We start from the raw sequence: 16,491 nt of genomic DNA, 5'->3' as shown, positions 1-16,491 counted from the left end.
TGTGCGCGCCCCCGGCACACACACCCCCACCCGGGGGGCGAACCCCCCCCCCCCCCCCCCCCGCTTCGTCGTTTTCCGATGGCGAGATCGTCCTTCGACGGCCCCGTGCCGGCCGCACCGCAGGGGCGACGTGCGATTAGCGGCATCCCGGCCACAAGACTGCGCAGCGCGAGCACGTCTCGGGAGCCTCCCTGCGGGCACCTATGTCGTCGTCGTCATGAGGGAGCGCCCGACCGGATTCCTGCCTTTCACGCCGGGCTAGTGCCGTAGACGATCGGCCCCGCCTACCCTGGATGAGACAGGTGCATCGAGACGGTCGAGGAGAAGCAGGTGGACGGTGAGGCGATCCAGCAGCAGGCGGCAGCGCGTAGCGAAGAGCTGCCGGGTGCAGGCCTCGAGCACCCGTTCGGCCCCGACTGGGACGTGTTCAAGGTGCGGGATCGGGTATTCATGCTGCAGACGCGGGTCACGGGCGAACCGATCGTGATCCTCAAAGCCTCCCCTGCAGACGGTGCCGTGCTGCGGGAAGCGTATCCGGAGATCACTCCGGGGTATCACATGAACAAGAAGCACTGGATCACCCTGAATCCGGGCGAGAAGATCGACGCCCAGCTGGTGGAGGATCTGGTCACCGAGTCGTATCTGCTGGTGCTGGAGCAGAACGTGCCCAAAGCCCGGTGGCCGGTGGATCCGTCCACCTTCGGGAAGGACACCCGAACGTGAGCCTGACGGGAACGAAGCTCCAGCGGGTCGCGGTCGAAGCCGCCGATCGTCTGCCGGGCACGAGCAGCGGGCACCCGTTCACCGCGCATCTGCGGGTGTGGAAGGTCGCCGGGAAGGTGTTCCTGATCGTCACCGAGGACGACCCGGAGCTCGAGATCATCACGGTCAAGGTCGACCCGCATCTCGGGGACGCGCTGCGGCGGGACCACGCTTCGATCAGTCGCGGTCGCTATCTCGACAAGGAGCACTGGATCTCCATCGCCGCGGGTGACGGGGTCACCCGTTCCCTGGTCGAGGGTCTCGTGCACGGCTCCTACGAACTCGCCGAACAGCAGGCACCGGCGAAAGACCGCCCCGAGGAAGACGCCTGAAGGTCGCCCTCGCAGAGGGTGGGAAAGGAGCCGAGTCGATGAGTCAGGATGCGCTCTCGCTGTTCGAGCCGGACGACTCCGCGCGCCCGTTCGCGGATCGGCTGCGTCCGGCGACCCTGGAGGACGTCGTCGGACAGGAGCACCTGCTCGGCGAGGACGGACCGATCGGGCGTATGGTGGCCGAGCAGCGGCTCGTATCGATGATCCTGTGGGGGCCGCCGGGTTGCGGGAAGACCACGATCGCCCGCCTCCTGGCCGAGCGCACGAATCTCATCTTCGAGCCCCTGTCCGCGACGTTCTCCGGCGTCGCCGACCTGCGCAAGGTGTTCAACGCGGCCCAGAAGCGACGCGAGATCGGGCAGGGCACGCTGCTGTTCGTCGACGAGATCCACCGCTTCAACCGCGCCCAGCAGGACTCGTTCCTGCCCTACGTCGAAGACGGCACGATCGTGCTGGTCGGGGCGACGACCGAGAACCCGAGCTTCGAACTCAACGGGGCACTGCTCTCACGCTGCCAGGTGTTCGTGCTCAAGCGCCTCGACGAGCACGCTCTCGACACGCTCATCGAGCGGGCGGAACACGCGTTGGGGCGGTCCCTGCCGCTCGAGGCGGAAGCGCGGCAGGCGCTGGTGGCGATGGCCGACGGTGACGGTCGCTACCTGCTCAACCTCGTCGAGCAGTTGCAGACCGTTCACGAACCGCTCGACGTGGCCGGCCTCGCCCACCTGGTGCAGCAGCGCGCCCCGCTCTACGACAAATCGCAGGAAGGGCACTACAACCTCATCTCGGCGCTGCACAAGTCGATGCGGGGCTCCGATCCCGACGCGGCTCTGTACTGGCTGGCACGCATGCTCGACGGGGGTGAGGATCCCCTCTACATCGCCCGCCGCGTCGTGAGGTTCGCCACCGAGGACATCGGGATCGCCGACCCGGAGGCGCTCCATCAGGCGCTGGGAGCCTGGGAGGTCTACGAACGGCTCGGTTCCCCCGAGGGCGAGCTCGCGATCGCGCAGGCCGTCGTGTACCTCGCGACCGCACCGAAGTCGATCAGCGTGTACCGGGGCCTCGGGGCGGCGCGGAAGCTCGCGAAGCGGACCGGATCCCTCATGCCGCCGCCGCACATCCTCAACGCCCCGACGAAGCTGATGAAGAACCTCGGCTACGGAAAGGGGTACCAGTACGACCCCGACACCGAGGACGGATTCTCCGGCGCCGACTACTTCCCCGAGGACATGGACCGCGAACGTCTCTACCGGCCCACGGGCAACGGGTACGAGCAGGTCGTCCGCGACCGGATGCGGGAATGGGAACGACTCCGCAGGCAGATGCGGGTGCGAAACGAACAGGAGCAGGCAGAGCCCCCACCTGCTGACGACGGAAGGGAACTCTGATGCGCGCCGCAATCGCGATCGGTCAGGATCCGGATCGGCCTCTTTCCGAGCTCGTGCTCGCCGAGGATCATCCGGAGCCTCGATCTCGAGAAGGCTGGGCCCGTGTCCTGGTCCACGCGGCGACGCTGAATCCGCACGATGTCTTGACGTTACGAGGAGTCGGGCACCCTGCGGAACGCATCCCCATAGTGCTCGGGTGCGATGGCGCGGGCATTGCCGATGACGGACTCGAGGTGATCCTGTATCCGGTCATCGCCGACCCGCTCAGCGGGCAGGCCACCTGCCCGCTGAGGCGCCACACGAGCGCGACCCACGTGAGCAGCAGCGCGGCGATCGCGAGCACCGGCTGGAACGGGGCGAACCAGGTGATCGCCCCGGAGTAGCCGAGCGCGAGGAGGGCGATCTTGTTGCAGACCGGGCATCCGACGGCGAACCACGTCAGCATTCCGCCGGCGATTCCCATTCGGGCGCTGCGCCGCGCGGCCGGCGTCTCGCGATCATCCTCGACGGTGGACTGCTCGGCCTGTCGTGAGCCCCGCCGCACATAGGTGGCCGTGAGCAGACCTGCGCCGATCGAGGTGAGGATCCAGACCGGATAGTTCCACCAGACCGTGTCGATGTCGCGCATGAACCAGGGGTTCGGGATCAGCACGGTGACGATCCCGACCAGCATGCCGAATACGACCGTGACGACCGCGGCGATGCCGTACTGCCGCGGCGACCAGGTGCGCAGCGCGCGAACCGCCAGGGCCGCCTGCGCGCTCATGGCGGTGAGCGAGAAAGCACGTGCCACGTCGTCTCCTGTTCCCTGCGCGTCCGGGGGGGGCGGTGCGCTCAAGCCAGCGTGAGGAACAGCTTCTCCAGCTCCTCCGCACGTTCTTGCTCGCTGTCTCCCGCGTCGCTCAGGCACTCCTTGAGCGCCGTTGAAATGACGAGGAACCCCGCTCGATCGATCGCCTTGGATACCGCGGAGAGCTGCTGGACGACATCGCGGCAGCCCGCATCGCCCTCCACGGCTGCGATGACCGCCGCCAGCTGGCCGTGCGCGCGGCGGAGCCGGTTGACGATCTTCCGCTTGGCCTCGGGGTCGTGCTCGGGCCCTGCCGTCTCGAGCGGCGCGTCTGTCTGCATGATGCGTCCCTTTCGTCGCTGGACTTGACACTCATTGTACCCCGGGGGGTATATTGGTGCTCGTCGATCAATATACCCCCGGGGGTATTTTCTGAGCGGAGTGCCCGCAGAGAGTCCAGGTGATCAGAATGTGCCGAGCCGTGACGTGCCGAGTGTGCGGAAAGACCACCTGGGCGGGGTGCGGGCAGCACGTCGCCCAGGTGAAGGCGGGGGTCCCCGCCGGGAACTGGTGCGGCGGCACGCACACTCAGACGCAGATCGCCGAGGCGAAGGCGGACCGTGGCGGCTTCTTCGCTCGACTCTTCGGGCGCTAGGGCACCGTCCTGCGCCCCTCTCACGAAAGGGAACAGCATGCTTCTGGAGCGCGTCTACGACGAGGATCTCGCACAGGCGAGCTACGTCATCGGTTGCCAGGCGAAAGGGGAGGCCCTCGTGGTCGACCCCCGCCGCGACCTCGGTGTCTACCTGGACATCGCTGCGAACAACGGAATGCGCATCGTCGGCGTTACCGAGACACACATCCACGCAGACTACCTCTCCGGCACCCGCGAGCTCGCCGCCGCGACCGGCGCCCCGATCTACGTCAGCGACGAGGGCGGCCCCGACTGGACGTACGGCAGCGACTTCGACGGCGCCGTGCGCATGAAGCACGGCCACCGGATCGGCTTCGGCAACATCGCCGCCGAGGCCGTGCACACCCCGGGGCACACCCCCGAGCACCTGTCCTTCCTCGTCACCGACGGCGCGCAGAGCGATGAGCCCGGCTTCATGCTCACCGGAGACTTCGTCTTCGTCGGCGACCTCGGCCGCCCCGATCTGCTCGACGAGGCCGCCGGAGGCATCGACACCCGTTTCCAGGGGGCGAAGGATCTCTTCGCGAGCCTGCGCGACCGCTTCCTCGCCCTCCCGGACTACGTGCAGGTGCTTCCCGCGCACGGCTCAGGATCCGCCTGCGGCAAGGCGCTCGGTGCGATCGCCGCCTCCACGGTCGGCTATGAGCGGAACTTCTCCTGGTGGGGGAAGTACCTGAAGAGCCACGACGAGCAGGGCTTCATCGACGAGCTGCTGAACGGTCAGCCCGACGCGCACGCGTACTTCGGGCGCATGAAAGCCCAGAACAGGCTCGGCCCGGCTGTCATCGGCGAGACTCCCGAACTCATCGAGTACACGGCCGAGCAGCTGCGGGCCGAACTCGCCGCGGGCGAGGCGATCTTCGTCGACACGCGCCACCACAGCGACGTGCACGAGGGCACCGTCGAGCGCTCCCTCAACATCCCGGGCCTCGCCAAGGCCGCGAGCTACGGAGCGTGGGTCTACGACCCGGAGAAGGAGCAGCGCCCCCTCGTGCTCCTCGCCGCATCCCGCGTGGAAGCCGAGGAGTTCCGCAATCACCTCGTGCGCGTCGGCATCGACGCGGTGCGAGGCTTCATCACCTCCCTCGACGGGCTCGAGCTCGTCACCCCGCAGCTGCTGCACCCCGCGGAGCTCGAGGGCTTCGAGCGCTCGCTGCTGCTCGACGTGCGCAACAAGACGGAATACGCCGCGGGGCACCTGCCCGGCGCCGCTCAGCTCTCGGGCGGCCGTGCGCTCTGGCATCTCGACCGGCTTCCCGCGAAAGACGCCGGCACGATCGTCACCTACTGCCAGAGCGGAGTGCGTAACAGCGTCACCGCCAGCGCTCTGCGCCGCGAGGGGTACGACGTGGCCGAGCTCGACGGCAGCTACGCGGCCTGGGTCGCCGCCGGCAACACCCCCGTAGTGCCGGAACCCGCCGTCGGCTGAGCCGCTCACCGTTGCCGAGTGCGACACGGCTCTCCTCAGCCCGCCCGGGAGTCGCATGTGGAACCGACCCGCATCGTCGCACACGGTCTGCCCCATACACCGGTCAGAGTTCCCCTTCGGAGATGAGCACTTGCGGGGGAGCGCGTTCCAACTGAGCGACCTCGATGGGCACCGACCCGTCGGCGAAGACACGGTGGAATCGGCCGCCCAGCAGGGCACTGACCAGGACATCTCGCTCCCAGGCGACGTGGATGACGAGGGGCACCACGGAGAGGTCGAGGCCGGTGAGCATCGCGGAGGTGTGGGCGGCATCCATCGCGAGACCCCGGGCGAGGCTCTCGGCCTTCGCGACCCGCAGCCGGTCGACCGCGTCGAGCACGAGCACGAGCACGTCGGGAACCTGGTCGACGATGTGCTCCATGATCTCGGCCCGTGCGCGGAGTCTCAGCTCCCGGAAGTCGCCGAATCGCTCTCCGGAACGCACGCGGAACGCGCCGACCGACAGCCTGCGCCCGCAAAGCTCCGGTCCGAGGGGCGGGGAGCCGATGAGGCTGCGGAGATCCCACGCGTCTCCGAACGTGAAGATGTATTGCTTGCGCTGCATTCCGCACCCCCGGTCGCACCTGTGAAAGCCACTACAGAAATGGGATGAGCGCGCCCATCCACTCGCTCCATACTATACTAACAAGAAAGTAAAGTTTGGTGTTCGTCCGGGTAAGGAGAGCGGTGGCACGTCAGGGGAACCGGGAACGCATACTCGAGGCGGCGCGGCACGTCCTCCAGACTTCAGGGGTCACCGCGCTCACCTTCGACGCGATCGCGAGCATCGCCGAGGTGACCCGGGCCGGGGTGATCTACCACTTCCCGTCGCGCTCACAGCTGATCCTGGCGTTGCACGAGCACCTCGCCACCAGATTCGAGGATCGACTGGAAGAGGAACTGGGGAGGGGACACGGCCGCGCGTCGGAGGGCGAGCGACTGCGCGCCTACATCCGTGCCTGCGCGGGAATCACCTCCCGGGCCGAACTGCTGTTCATGCTCGACGGCGCCACGGACCCCGAGGCATCGACGATCTGGAGCGAGCTCCATGCCCGCTGGGTTCCGTCGGCCGAGGCGATAGAGGCCGGTCCGGCCCGGCTGCGCGCCTTCTTGGTGAGGCTCGCCGCGGACGGGCTGTGGATGTACGAGGCATCAACCGGCGAATCGCTGACCCCGGCGCAACGGCGCACCGCGGCAGACGCCCTTACGGATCTGCTCGCCGATCCGTGAGGAGCTGCGGGCGAGACTCGGGCTGAACGACTGAACGACCCGGAAGGCTGGATGACACATGCTGCTCCGGCGACGATAGGGGGAACATCAGGGCTTGGGCGGTGGCCTCGCTTCGCAGCGACTCGGTGCGACTCGGCGCTACGGCGCCGCCAGCATCTCGCCGATGATGCGGGCGCCGTCGGGGAACGCGCCGGGGCTCGGGCCCGAATAGTTGAGGCGGAGGTAGCGCCCGGTCGGTTCGGCCGGGAACCAGTCGTCGCCCGCGGCGATGGCGACACCCTCCGCCTCGCAATCACGCACGAGTCGGAGGAGGTTCGTGTCATCGGGAAGCCGAAGCCAGAGGTTCAGCCCGCCGCGCGGGATCGCCTCGAGGTGTGCGGCCGTGACGTGCTCGCGGATCGCGTCGACGAGCAGATCGCGGCGGAACGCGAGTTGCCCGCGCAGCGAGCGGAGGTGGGTGCGCCAGGCCGGTTGGGTGACGACGTCGAGGGCGACGGCCTGGAGCGCTCCGCTGACGTACATGGACTGGGCTTGAGTGTCGGCGAGGATGCGTTCTCGGGCGGGGCCTCGAGCGATCAGGCCCGCGACGCGCACGGATGGGGAGACGCTCTTGGTGAGCGATCGGATGTAGACGACGTGCCCGCTGTCGTCGTGCGCTGCGAGCGGCGCCGAATCGGTCGTGATGCCGAAGTCGTGCGCCCAGTCGTCTTCGATGAGGAACGCGCCGTGATCGCGCACGATCCCGAGAACCGTGTTCGCGAGCTCGGGCGACCACTGCCCTCCGGTGGGATTCGCGAAGTTCGGCTGCGCATAGAACGCGCGTGCACCCGTCTGCGCGAATGCGCGTGCGAGATCGGCAGGGTTCGGCCCGTTCGCGTCGCTCGGGATCGGCACGAGCTCCACGCCGACCTGCGCGGCGGCGAGTATCGCACCCCAGTAGCTCGGCGATTCGATGAGTAGGGGCCGCCCGGGGTCGACGAGCGTGCGGAACAGCGTGCTCAACCCGCTCTGGCTTCCGGGGAGGATCACGACGTCGCTCGCGGCGGGGGCGGTGAGCCCCATCGGCGTGGCATTGCCGAGTTCGGCGGCGAACCACGACTGCAATTCGGGGAGTCCCGCGGCGGGCGGGCGACTCACCGCCGCCTCGCTGCGCGCGACCCGGGTGAACGCGGCTCTCACCAGGCGCTCGGGCAGGAGCTCCTTGTCGGGGTAGCCCGAGTGCAGCGCGATCACGTCGTTCGGGGCAGTGCGCAGCGCGGCGGAGGCGGCCGTGATGCGTTGCCGGGGCGAGCCGAGTGCCGCGGTCTGCCAGCTGTAGTCGCTCGGGCGAGCGGTGCGGATGGTGCGAACGAATGTGCCGACGCCGGGCCGCGACTCGATGATGCCCTGCCCGATGAGCGTTCTGAGCGCCTTCTGCACGGTGACCGGACTGGCCTCGAACCGGGCAACGAGCGAGCGGGTCGAGGGGAGCCTGGCACCGGCCGGAGCGGAAGCGACCCACTCGCGGAGGGCGAGCGCGATCCTGTCACTGCTACTGTTGGACATGACAGATCATGATACCGCTACTGCCAGTTCTTCGACACCGCTACTAGAGTCTCGTACCGGCCTCTGGTGGGGTCTGCTCGGCGTCACCGCGTTCTCGTTCACGGTACCGTTCACCCGCATCGCAGTCGAGAACGGACACATGTCTCCCCTGTTCGTCGGCTCCGGTCGCGCGGTGATCGCAGCGCTGCTCGCCGCAGCGGCGCTGCTCCTCACCCGTCAGAGACTCCCGCGCGGCGCTCAGTGGGCACGGGTCGCCGTGGTCGCCGGGGGTGCGGTCATCGGTTTCCCGCTCCTCACCTCGTTCGCGCTCACGACCGCGGCCGCCAGCCACGGGGCCGTCGTGATCGCGCTGCTGCCCGCCGCGACCGCGGTCATCGCGGTACTGCGCACGGGCGAGCGGCCGGTGCGCTCGTTCTGGTCGGCGGCTGGCGCAGGCGCGGTCGCGGCCGTCGCCTTCGCAGCGCTGCAGGGCGGTGGTCTCGCAGGTCTTCACCGGACGGATGTGCTGCTGTTCGCCGCGGTGCTCGTCTGCGCGATCGGTTACGCCGAGGGCGGTCTGCTCTCCCGGGAACTGGGTTCATGGCAGACCATCTCCTGGGCGCTCGTGCTCGCCTCGCCGCTGATGATCCTGCTCACCGGCATCGCGATCGCGCAGCACCCGCCCACGGGCGCGGTGACTGAGTGGGGCGCGTTCGCCTACCTCGCGGCGGTCAGCATGTTCCTCGGATTCTTCGCCTGGTATCGCGGTCTCGCGATCGGTCCCATGTCCCGGGTCAGCCAGGTGCAGCTCACGCAACCGGTGATGAGCATCCTCTGGGCAGGATTGCTGCTCGGCGAGCACATCGGCTGGCCCACGATCCTCGGCGGGATCGCCGTCATCGGCTGCGCACTCCTCGCCGTGCGTGCGAGAAACGGGGGATCCGCTCGATGAGCCTCCGAGCGCCCCGAATCGCTCGGCCGCCGCCCGCCGGTCCCGGTAGGATCGGACCCGTCAGGGCCCGCGACGACGCAGGGGAGGTCGGGTGGTGCAGCTCACGAACCAGCTCACGAGCCCGCGCGCCCTCCGGGGCTCGACGCCGTGACCCGCCGGATCGGCTTCGCGCGCTGGCGCAGCGATTCCGCGAGCGGCGGCAACCGCTACGACGACGATCTCTCGGCCGCCTTCAGGGAGCTGGAGCTCGACGTGCGGGAGTATCCGATCGCAGGATCCTGGCCGACGCCCGAGCCGGACGACCGTCGCGCGTTCGCCCGCGTGCTGGCAGCCGAGCGGCACTGGCTGGTCGACAACATCGTCGCATCGGCTGCCCCCGAGGCGGTCGCCTCAGCGGTGAGCTCCGGGTGCCGCGTCACCGTGCTGATGCACTACTTCCCCGCCGACGATCCGAGTCTCTCGGCGGCCGACCGGGCGCGACTGGCCGAGGACGAGGCCGCCGCGCTCGCCGCCGCATCCGAGGTGGTGACGTCGAGCGAGTGGGCGGCGCGAGAGGTGGCGGCCAGATACGGTCGCCCCGACGCCGTGCCGGCGGTGCCCGGCGTCGGGCGCGCACCGCGCGCACCCGGCTCGCTCGGCGACCCGGCCACCCGCGAGGGCGAGAGTGGCGGTGAGAGCGAGCGCGAGATCGGGGAGAGTGATACGCCGATGCTGCTCTGGCTCGGGAGGGTGACGGAGACGAAGGATCCGCTCACCCTCGTCGAGGCGCTCGGCGCCGTCCGCGACCTCAGCTGGACCGCCTGCCTCGTGGGACCGGACACCGTGGACGAGGCGCTCGGGCGCCGAGTGCGCGACCGCCTGGCGGAGCTCGGCATCGCCTCCCGGGTCGAGATGCCGGGGATGCGCGGCGGCGAGGCGCTCGCGGCGATCTGGGCCCGCGCCGACCTCCTCGTGCACACCTCCCGGACCGAGACCTACGGCATGGTGGTCAGCGAGGCCCTGGCGCGCGGGGTGCCGTCGGTGGTGTCCGAAGGCACCGGCGCCGTCGAGGCGCAGCGGGGCGCGGGCGCGACCTTCCCCGTCGGCGACGCTCGCGCGCTCGCGGCAGAGCTGCGGGCCTGGCTGGACGATCCGGCCCTGCGCGCTCGTTGGAGACGCGATGCGCGGGAGCGCCGCGAGCATCTCCCGGCCTGGAGCGACACCGCCCGGACCATCGCCGAGGTACTCACGAGGTGAGACGACGCCCGGATCCCACCGCAAGACCGCGGGATCGCGGAGGACGCGGGTCCGGTCACCAGCGCCCCTGCTCAGGGGCCACTCTGGCCAGCACCCGCGCCTCGATCCACTCGACGAGCGCGTACGCCGCCAGGGAGACGACCGTGACGATCACGACTGTGGACCACAGCGAGGTGTACTGGCTCGTCGCCGCATCGACCGCCATCTGGTTGCCGAGGCCGGTGCCCGTCGCGAGCCACTCGGCCACCGTCGCGGCGAGCAGCGCCGTCGGCGCGGCGATGCGGGCGGCGGCGAAGAAGGCGGGCGCCATGGCGGGCAGTCGGCCGAGCAGCAGCACTCGCGGCGCCGGGGTCGCATACGTCGCGAACACGTCGGCCACCTGACCCGGCAGCTGGCGCAGGCCGTAGAGGCACGAGACGAGGGTGGGGAAGAAGGTCATGATCGCCACGACGACCGCGGTACCGAACGGCCCGCGGCCGAGCGCGGCGACCAGCAGGGGCGCGATCGCGATGATGGGCACGCACCGCAGCGCGACCGCGACCGGCGTGAGCGCTCGGCGCACCCGGTTCGACAGCGAGAAGGCCGTCGCGAGGAGCAGGCCCATGAGCAGCCCGGCGAAATAGCCCGGGATCGCGACCGCCACCGTCTGCCCGAGCGCTGCGAGCAGCTCGGCGCGGTGTTCCGAGGCCGCGTCAGCCGTGACGAGCCACTCCCAGACGTCCCAGGGGCGCTTCGCGAAATAGGGATCCAGTCCGAGCAGCTCGAACAGCACGATCCAGAGGGCGATGACGAGCACGGCCACCAGCGTCGCGCCGCCGACCGCGCGCAGCCAGCGCAGACCCGCGGATCGCCGCCGCCCGGACGCGGGCGGGCTGAGCAGCACCGTCGGCCGCTCGGGCGTCAGGCGGCGCGCGAGCGCCGAGACGACCCCGTACCCGACCAGCGACACCGCGGCGCTGAGCAGCATCAGCGCCCACAGCCCGTCGGTGTCGAGGCTCCGCAGGGCCAGGATCGACAGCACGCCGAGGCCGCGTTCTGCGCCGGTGAACTCGCCGACGAGGGCGCCGAGGAAGGCCGCGGGCACCGAGGCCTGCAGCCCGGCCATCAGATAGGGCAGCGCGGCGCGCGCCCGCACGACGACCAGCGTCGTCCACCGCCCCCGCCCGTAGGAGGCGGTGAGGTCGATCCAGGAGCGCGGCACCGCGCGCAGACCCACGAGCAGCGGCACGAGCGTCAGATAGTAGACGGCGAGGGCGGCGAGCGTGATCTGGGGGCCGTCGCCGAAGCCGTAGACGAGGCGCAGCAGGGGCCCCAGCGCGACGAGCGGCAGGCAGTAGACCACCAGCGCGAGCCTGAGCACGATCCGCTCCAGACCCGGCAGCAGCACGACCACGAGGGCGAGCGCCACCGCGGCGAGGTTGCCGATCAGGTAGCCCAGCAGCGCCTCGCCCGTGGTGAACATCAGCCCGCGGCCGTAGACCTCGGCGTTCTCCACGATCTTGGCGACGATGCCCGACGGCGTGCCGACCAGGTGCCGGCCGGCCAGGATCGTGCGACCCGCCAGCTCCCACAGGGCGAGGACCGCGATCCAGCTCAGCGCGGCCCGCAGCGCGGCGGCCGGCCTCATCCGGATCGCTCGGCGCTCGGCGTGCGCCCGCGACACCGGCGGCGCCGTCGGCTCGGCCTGCAGCACCATCGCTCAGCTCCCGCCGACGGGCCGGTCCACGCCGAGCAGCGCGCCGATGCGCTCCACGAGCTCGTCGAAGCGCGGGCTGTGGAGCTGCTCGATGCGCCGCGGCCGCTCGAGAGGCACCGGGATGTCGGCGACGATCGTCCCCGGTCGCGGGGACATGACCAGCACGCGGTCGGCCAGCAGCACGGCCTCGGAGATCGAGTGGGTGACGAGCAGCGTGGTGGTCTGGGCGCCGGACCACAGGGGCGGGAGCTCGATGTTGAGCCGCCGCCGCGTGAGCTCGTCGACCGCGCCGAAGGGCTCGTCGAGCAGCAGCAGGCGGGGCTCGGTGATGAGGCAGCGCGCGATGGCCGCACGCTGACGCATGCCGCCCGACAGCTCAGCCGGGCGCGCCCGCTCGAATCCGGCGAGCCCGACCAGCCTCAGCAGCTCGGCCACCCGTTCGGGATCGGCCGGCCGGCGGGCCAGCCGTTGCGCCAGGGCGACGTTGCCCGCCGTCGTTCGCCACGGCAGGAGCGAGGCGTCCTGGAACGCGATCGCCAGTTCGCCCCGCCGCCGCACCGTGAGGGGGTCGTCGCCCGCGATGCTGACCGAGCCGCCCGGATCGGGCCGCTCCAGCCCGGCGACGATGCGCAGCAGCGTGGACTTGCCGCAGCCCGAGGGTCCGACCAGCGCGGTGACCGAGCCGGGCGCGAAGGTCAGATCGAGCGAGTCGAGCGCGGGCACCGGACCTCCGGGCGCCGAGAAGGTCTTGGCGACCGCTCGGCAGTCGACCCGCGGCGCGACCACCTCGGTCGGCCGCTCCTCGGCCGATGCGACGCTCACGCCGTGGGGCCGTTCTCGTAGACCTCCTCGAGGATCGAGTGATCCCACATCTGCTCGGTGGCGCCGTCGATCCCGAGCAGCTCGAAGAGTCTGAGATTCTCCTCGACCTGCTCCTCGCTGAACCACCCGAAGCCCGATTCGTCGGTGGCCTCCGAGTACATGATGTCGAGCTGCACCTCGGCCTGCTTCCGCTGCGTCTCGAGGTCGAGCCCGGCGTCCGGGTACATCTCCACGGTGAGGTCGGCTGCGGCGGCGGGATCCTCGCGGTAGAGCTGCCAGCCCTGCGCGTCCCCGCGCAGCAGCCGCACGATCTGCTCCCGCTTCGCGTCGTCCTCGAGGCTGGATCGCAGCACCGTGTACGTCTGGCTCATCGGGTTGTATCCGAAGTCGGCGAGCAGCATCGAGTGGGAGTCGATGCCCTGGACCGCGAGCGCCACCGGCAGATCGTTGTAGAAGCAGAAGAGTCCGTCGACCTGGCCCGCCGTGAGTACCGCCGGATCGTACTGGCTGGGGACGAACTGCACCTCGTCGGCGTCGAGATCGTTGATGGCGAGGAACGCGTCGAGCGCCGGCGTGTCCGCACCGGCGACGCCGATCTGCTTGCCGCGGAGCTGCTCCGGCCGCTCCAGCGGCGCCTCTCCCAGCGAGAGGATCGTCCCCGGACTCTTCTGGTACTGGGCCCCGATGACGACGAGGTCGGCGCCCTCCGCGTTGGATCGCGCGACGCCGTCGGCCGCCGAGATGTTCATCAGCGCCGAGCCGCTCACCGTCGAGGTGTCGCCCGCCACATTGGGCCCGCCGGCCGCGAGCCGCACGGTGAGGCCGAGCTCCTCGAAGAGGCCGCGATCCTGAGCCAGGTACGTGCCCCCGAACTGCACCGAGTGCGTCCAGGAGAGCTGGTAGGTCACGTCGGCGGGGCCGCCGACGGAGCCGCTCCCGCCGGGGGAGCTGCGCGCGCAGCCGGCGAGGAACCCGCCGAGCGCGAGGCCGCCGATTCCGCCGAAGAGCGCACGGCGGGTGATCGCAGGCGGCAGAGCGCCGCCTCCGGGTATCGAATCGCGCATCGACGCCTCCCTTGCACCGGTGACTCCCGAGTCTAACCGGGCGTTCGAGCGGGGCGAGATGGTTGAACAGGGGCGGGAGCTTCAATAGGATTCGCCCATGCTGCGGCCCCGGGGGCGGCCCCGTCCGGCGACCGCGCGGAGCGGTGAACACTGTCAGGCGGGGAAGCCCCCGGCGGGCGTGAGAACATGGAACGGTGCCCGAGAACAGCGAGACCGGCGGCGAGACCGGCAGCGCCGCCCCCGAGCAGAGCGTGATCCACAGCTCCCACTGGGGCGCGTTCCGCGCGCGCGTCGTCGAGGGCCGCGTAGTCGAGGCCGTGCCGTTCGAGGCGGATCCCGACCCGGCCGACCTGCTGCGGAACATCCCGGCGGCCGTGCACGCGCGCAATCGCGTCGCCCGCCCCGCGATCCGGCGCGGCTGGCTCGAGGGTCGCTCGCGCGCCGAGGCGCCGCGCGGCGCCGACGAGTTCGTCGAGGTCGACTGGGACACGGCGCTCGACCTCGTCGTCGGCGAGATCCGGCGCGTGCACGCCGAGCACGGCCCCGCCTCGATCTTCGCCGGCAGCTACGGCTGGTCGAGCGCCGGCCGATTCCACCACGCGCAGACGCACCTGCACCGCCTGCTCTCCGCCTCGGGCGGCTTCACCGCCTCGACCGGCACCTACAGCCACGGCGCCACCTCGGTGCTCTTCCCCCGCATCATCGGGTACGACGCGAACGTCTCCGACTCCCACACGTGGGACGAGATCGCCGAGCGCACCGAGATCTGGCTCATGCTGGGCGGCGTGCCGGCGCAGAGCATGAAGATCGACTCGGGCGGCATGGGAGCGCACCGCGGCGCGCCGGGGCTCGATCGCGTGCTCCGCGCCGGAGTGCGCGCGATCAGCGTGAACCCGATCGACGGTGAGACCGCCCAGGCCGACACCCTCGAGTGGCTGCCGATCCGCCCCGGCACCGACACCGCGCTGCTGCTCGGGATCGCGCACACGCTGCAGGACGAGGGGCTCGAGGATCGCGCGTTCCTCGACGCGCACACGGTCGGCTACGAGCGCTTCGCCGCCTATCTCCGGGGCGAGACCGACGGCACCCCCAAGACCGCGGCCTGGGCGTCGGCGATCACGGGGATCCCGGCCGGGACCATCCGCTCCCTCGCCCGCGATCTCGCCTCCTCGCGCTCGCTCGTCACGGCGACCTGGTCGCTGCAGCGGGCCGAGCACGGCGAGCAGTCGCACTGGATGACGATCACCCTCGCCGCGATGCTCGGCGGGATCGGCCGCCGCGGCGAGGGGTTCGGCATCGGCTTCGGATCGTCGGACGGCATCGGCTCGAACCGGCAGCCGTTCGGGGTGCCCCAGCCCGCCCGCGCGCGCAATCCGCTCGCGGGCGCCGAGATCCCGGTGGCGCGCATCACCGACGCACTGGAGCGGCCCGGCGGCGCCTACGACTTCAACGGGCAGCGGCGCACCTACCCCGACATCCGCCTCATCTACTGGGTCGGCGGCAACCCGTTCCACCACCATCAGGATCTCGTGCGCATGGAGCGGGCCTGGCAGCTGCCGGAGACGGTGATCGTGCACGAGCCGTGGTGGACCGCGACCGCGAAGCGCGCCGACATCGTGCTGCCGGCGACCACCTCGCTCGAGCGCGACGACATCGGCGCGAAGTCGAGCGACGTCTGGATCATGGCGATGAAGCGCGCGATCGAGCCCGTGGGGGAGGCGCTCGACGATCGCGAGATCCTGCGCCGGATCGCGCAGCGCCTCGACTGCGAGGAGGCCTACACGGGCGGCTTCACCCTGCGCGGCGTGTACGAGACCTCGCGTCGCGAGGCCGCCGAGTACGGCATCGAGATGCCCGACTTCGACACCTTCTGGGAGCAGGGGTACGCTCGGGTCCCCCCGGCCCCGCAGCGGAGCCACATGGCGCAGCTGCTGGCGGGTGTGCCGCTGCAGACGCCGAGCGGCAGGATCGAGATATTCTCCGAGACCATCGACGCCTTCGGGTACGACGACTGCGCCGGGCACCCCATGTGGTTCCCGAAGCGGGAGGACGCCGAGGCCGGGCGCTATCCGCTCCATCTCATCTCGCACCAGCCGGCGACCCGCCTGCACAGCCAGATGGACATGGGGCCGGTGAGCGCGACGCGCAAGGTCGGCGGCCGCGAGGTGTGCCGCATCCATCCGGTCGACGCGGCGGCGAGGGGCATCGGAGACGGCGACGCCGTGCGCCTGTTCAACGACCGCGGCGCCTGCCTCGCGAGCGCCGCCCTCACGGAGCAGGTGATGCCGGGGGTGATCGCGCTGCCGACCGGCGCGTGGTTCGATCCGGATCCCGAGACCGGCCTCGAGCGCCACGGTAATCCGAACGTGCTCACGCCCGACATCGGCACCTCGAAGCTCGGGCAGGGCACCAGCGCGCACACCGCCCGTGTCGAGGTGGAGCGCTACGCGGGCGAGCCGCCGCCGGTGGAGGCCTTCGCGCTGCCGCCGATGTCGCGGGCCTGAGCGCCGCGGCCGATCCGGGACGCGCA

General features: G+C 70.7%; 16 protein-coding genes. 9 read left to right on the top strand and 7 right to left on the bottom strand.

Features of this window, described 5'->3' with window-relative positions; translation table 11 throughout:
- Positions 1 to 330: 330 nt before the first annotated feature.
- The 3 genes from JD276_RS12545 to JD276_RS12535 are packed head-to-tail and all read left to right on the top strand — an operon-like array spanning position 331 to position 2,485.
- Positions 331 to 723, top strand: a complete 393-nt coding sequence (locus JD276_RS12545) for an MmcQ/YjbR family DNA-binding protein (protein WP_200115998.1) — start codon at positions 331 to 333, stop codon at positions 721 to 723.
- Positions 720 to 1,094, top strand: coding sequence for an MmcQ/YjbR family DNA-binding protein (locus JD276_RS12540; protein ID WP_200115997.1), 375 nt, complete (start codon positions 720 to 722; stop codon positions 1,092 to 1,094). Before JD276_RS12545 ends, JD276_RS12540 begins: the two co-directional genes overlap by 4 nt.
- Positions 1,095 to 1,132: 38 nt before the next feature.
- Entirely contained in the window at positions 1,133 to 2,485 is a 1,353-nt protein-coding gene (locus JD276_RS12535) for a replication-associated recombination protein A (RefSeq protein ID WP_233615672.1), read from the top strand.
- A 67-nt stretch (positions 2,486 to 2,552) separates the two neighbouring features.
- Here JD276_RS12535 and JD276_RS12530 read toward each other — a convergent pair whose 3' ends face one another.
- Entirely contained in the window at positions 2,553 to 3,278 is a 726-nt protein-coding gene (locus JD276_RS12530; protein ID WP_233615671.1) for a hypothetical protein, read from the bottom strand.
- Between the two features lie 41 nt (positions 3,279 to 3,319).
- Positions 3,320 to 3,616, bottom strand: a complete 297-nt coding sequence (locus JD276_RS12525) for a metal-sensitive transcriptional regulator (protein WP_200115996.1) — start codon at positions 3,614 to 3,616, stop codon at positions 3,320 to 3,322.
- Between the two features lie 128 nt (positions 3,617 to 3,744).
- On the opposite strand from JD276_RS12525, the gene JD276_RS12520 reads away from it, so the two are divergent.
- Positions 3,745 to 3,930 (top strand): DUF8730 family Cys-rich protein, encoded by a 186-nt coding sequence (locus JD276_RS12520; RefSeq protein WP_200115995.1) that lies wholly within the window; start codon positions 3,745 to 3,747, stop codon positions 3,928 to 3,930.
- Positions 3,931 to 3,967: 37 nt separating this feature from the next.
- Positions 3,968 to 5,398 carry an MBL fold metallo-hydrolase gene (locus JD276_RS12515; protein ID WP_200115994.1) on the top strand — a complete coding sequence of 477 codons (1,431 nt, stop codon included), beginning with the start codon at positions 3,968 to 3,970 and terminating at the stop codon, positions 5,396 to 5,398.
- Between the two features lie 103 nt (positions 5,399 to 5,501).
- On the opposite strand, the gene JD276_RS12510 is transcribed toward JD276_RS12515, so the two are convergent.
- Positions 5,502 to 6,002 carry a hypothetical protein gene (locus JD276_RS12510; RefSeq protein ID WP_200115993.1) on the bottom strand — a complete coding sequence of 167 codons (501 nt, stop codon included), beginning with the start codon at positions 6,000 to 6,002 and terminating at the stop codon, positions 5,502 to 5,504.
- A gap of 98 nt (positions 6,003 to 6,100) precedes the next feature.
- On the opposite strand from JD276_RS12510, the gene JD276_RS12505 reads away from it, so the two are divergent.
- Positions 6,101 to 6,667, top strand: coding sequence for a TetR/AcrR family transcriptional regulator (locus tag JD276_RS12505; RefSeq protein WP_307866563.1), 567 nt, complete (start codon positions 6,101 to 6,103; stop codon positions 6,665 to 6,667).
- A 138-nt stretch (positions 6,668 to 6,805) separates the two neighbouring features.
- Here JD276_RS12505 and JD276_RS12500 read toward each other — a convergent pair whose 3' ends face one another.
- A complete protein-coding gene (locus tag JD276_RS12500; RefSeq protein WP_200115991.1) occupies positions 6,806 to 8,212 on the bottom strand; it encodes an aminotransferase-like domain-containing protein in 1,407 nt (468 codons plus the stop codon).
- Here JD276_RS12500 and JD276_RS12495 point away from each other — a divergent pair.
- Positions 8,211 to 9,143, top strand: coding sequence for a DMT family transporter (locus tag JD276_RS12495; protein ID WP_200115990.1), 933 nt, complete (start codon positions 8,211 to 8,213; stop codon positions 9,141 to 9,143). The genes JD276_RS12500 and JD276_RS12495 overlap by 2 nt on opposite strands.
- A 147-nt stretch (positions 9,144 to 9,290) precedes the next feature.
- Entirely contained in the window at positions 9,291 to 10,379 is a 1,089-nt protein-coding gene (locus tag JD276_RS16360) for a glycosyltransferase family 4 protein (protein WP_200115989.1), read from the top strand.
- 55 nt (positions 10,380 to 10,434) lie between these two features.
- On the opposite strand, the gene JD276_RS12485 is transcribed toward JD276_RS16360, so the two are convergent.
- The 3 genes from JD276_RS12485 to JD276_RS12475 are packed head-to-tail and all read right to left on the bottom strand — an operon-like array spanning position 10,435 to position 13,961.
- Positions 10,435 to 12,075 carry an ABC transporter permease gene (locus tag JD276_RS12485; protein ID WP_200115988.1) on the bottom strand — a complete coding sequence of 547 codons (1,641 nt, stop codon included), beginning with the start codon at positions 12,073 to 12,075 and terminating at the stop codon, positions 10,435 to 10,437.
- 3 nt (positions 12,076 to 12,078) lie between these two features.
- Positions 12,079 to 12,897 (bottom strand): ABC transporter ATP-binding protein, encoded by an 819-nt coding sequence (locus tag JD276_RS12480; RefSeq protein WP_200115987.1) that lies wholly within the window; start codon positions 12,895 to 12,897, stop codon positions 12,079 to 12,081.
- Positions 12,894 to 13,961 carry an ABC transporter substrate-binding protein gene (locus tag JD276_RS12475; RefSeq protein WP_200115986.1) on the bottom strand — a complete coding sequence of 356 codons (1,068 nt, stop codon included), beginning with the start codon at positions 13,959 to 13,961 and terminating at the stop codon, positions 12,894 to 12,896. Before JD276_RS12475 ends, JD276_RS12480 begins: the two co-directional genes overlap by 4 nt.
- A 194-nt stretch (positions 13,962 to 14,155) precedes the next feature.
- Between JD276_RS12475 and JD276_RS16355 the strand changes: the two genes are divergently transcribed.
- Positions 14,156 to 16,465: a molybdopterin-dependent oxidoreductase gene (locus JD276_RS16355; protein ID WP_307866561.1), complete on the top strand. Its 2,310-nt coding sequence runs from the start codon at positions 14,156 to 14,158 to the stop codon at positions 16,463 to 16,465.
- Positions 16,466 to 16,491: the final 26 nt, after the last annotated feature.

It is taken from the genome of Leucobacter chromiisoli, assembly GCF_016522505.1.
GTDB lineage: Bacteria > Actinomycetota > Actinomycetes > Actinomycetales > Microbacteriaceae > Leucobacter > Leucobacter chromiisoli.
The sequence above is the reverse complement of the archived record's forward strand: the minus strand, read 5'-3'. Positions and strand labels throughout refer to the sequence as shown.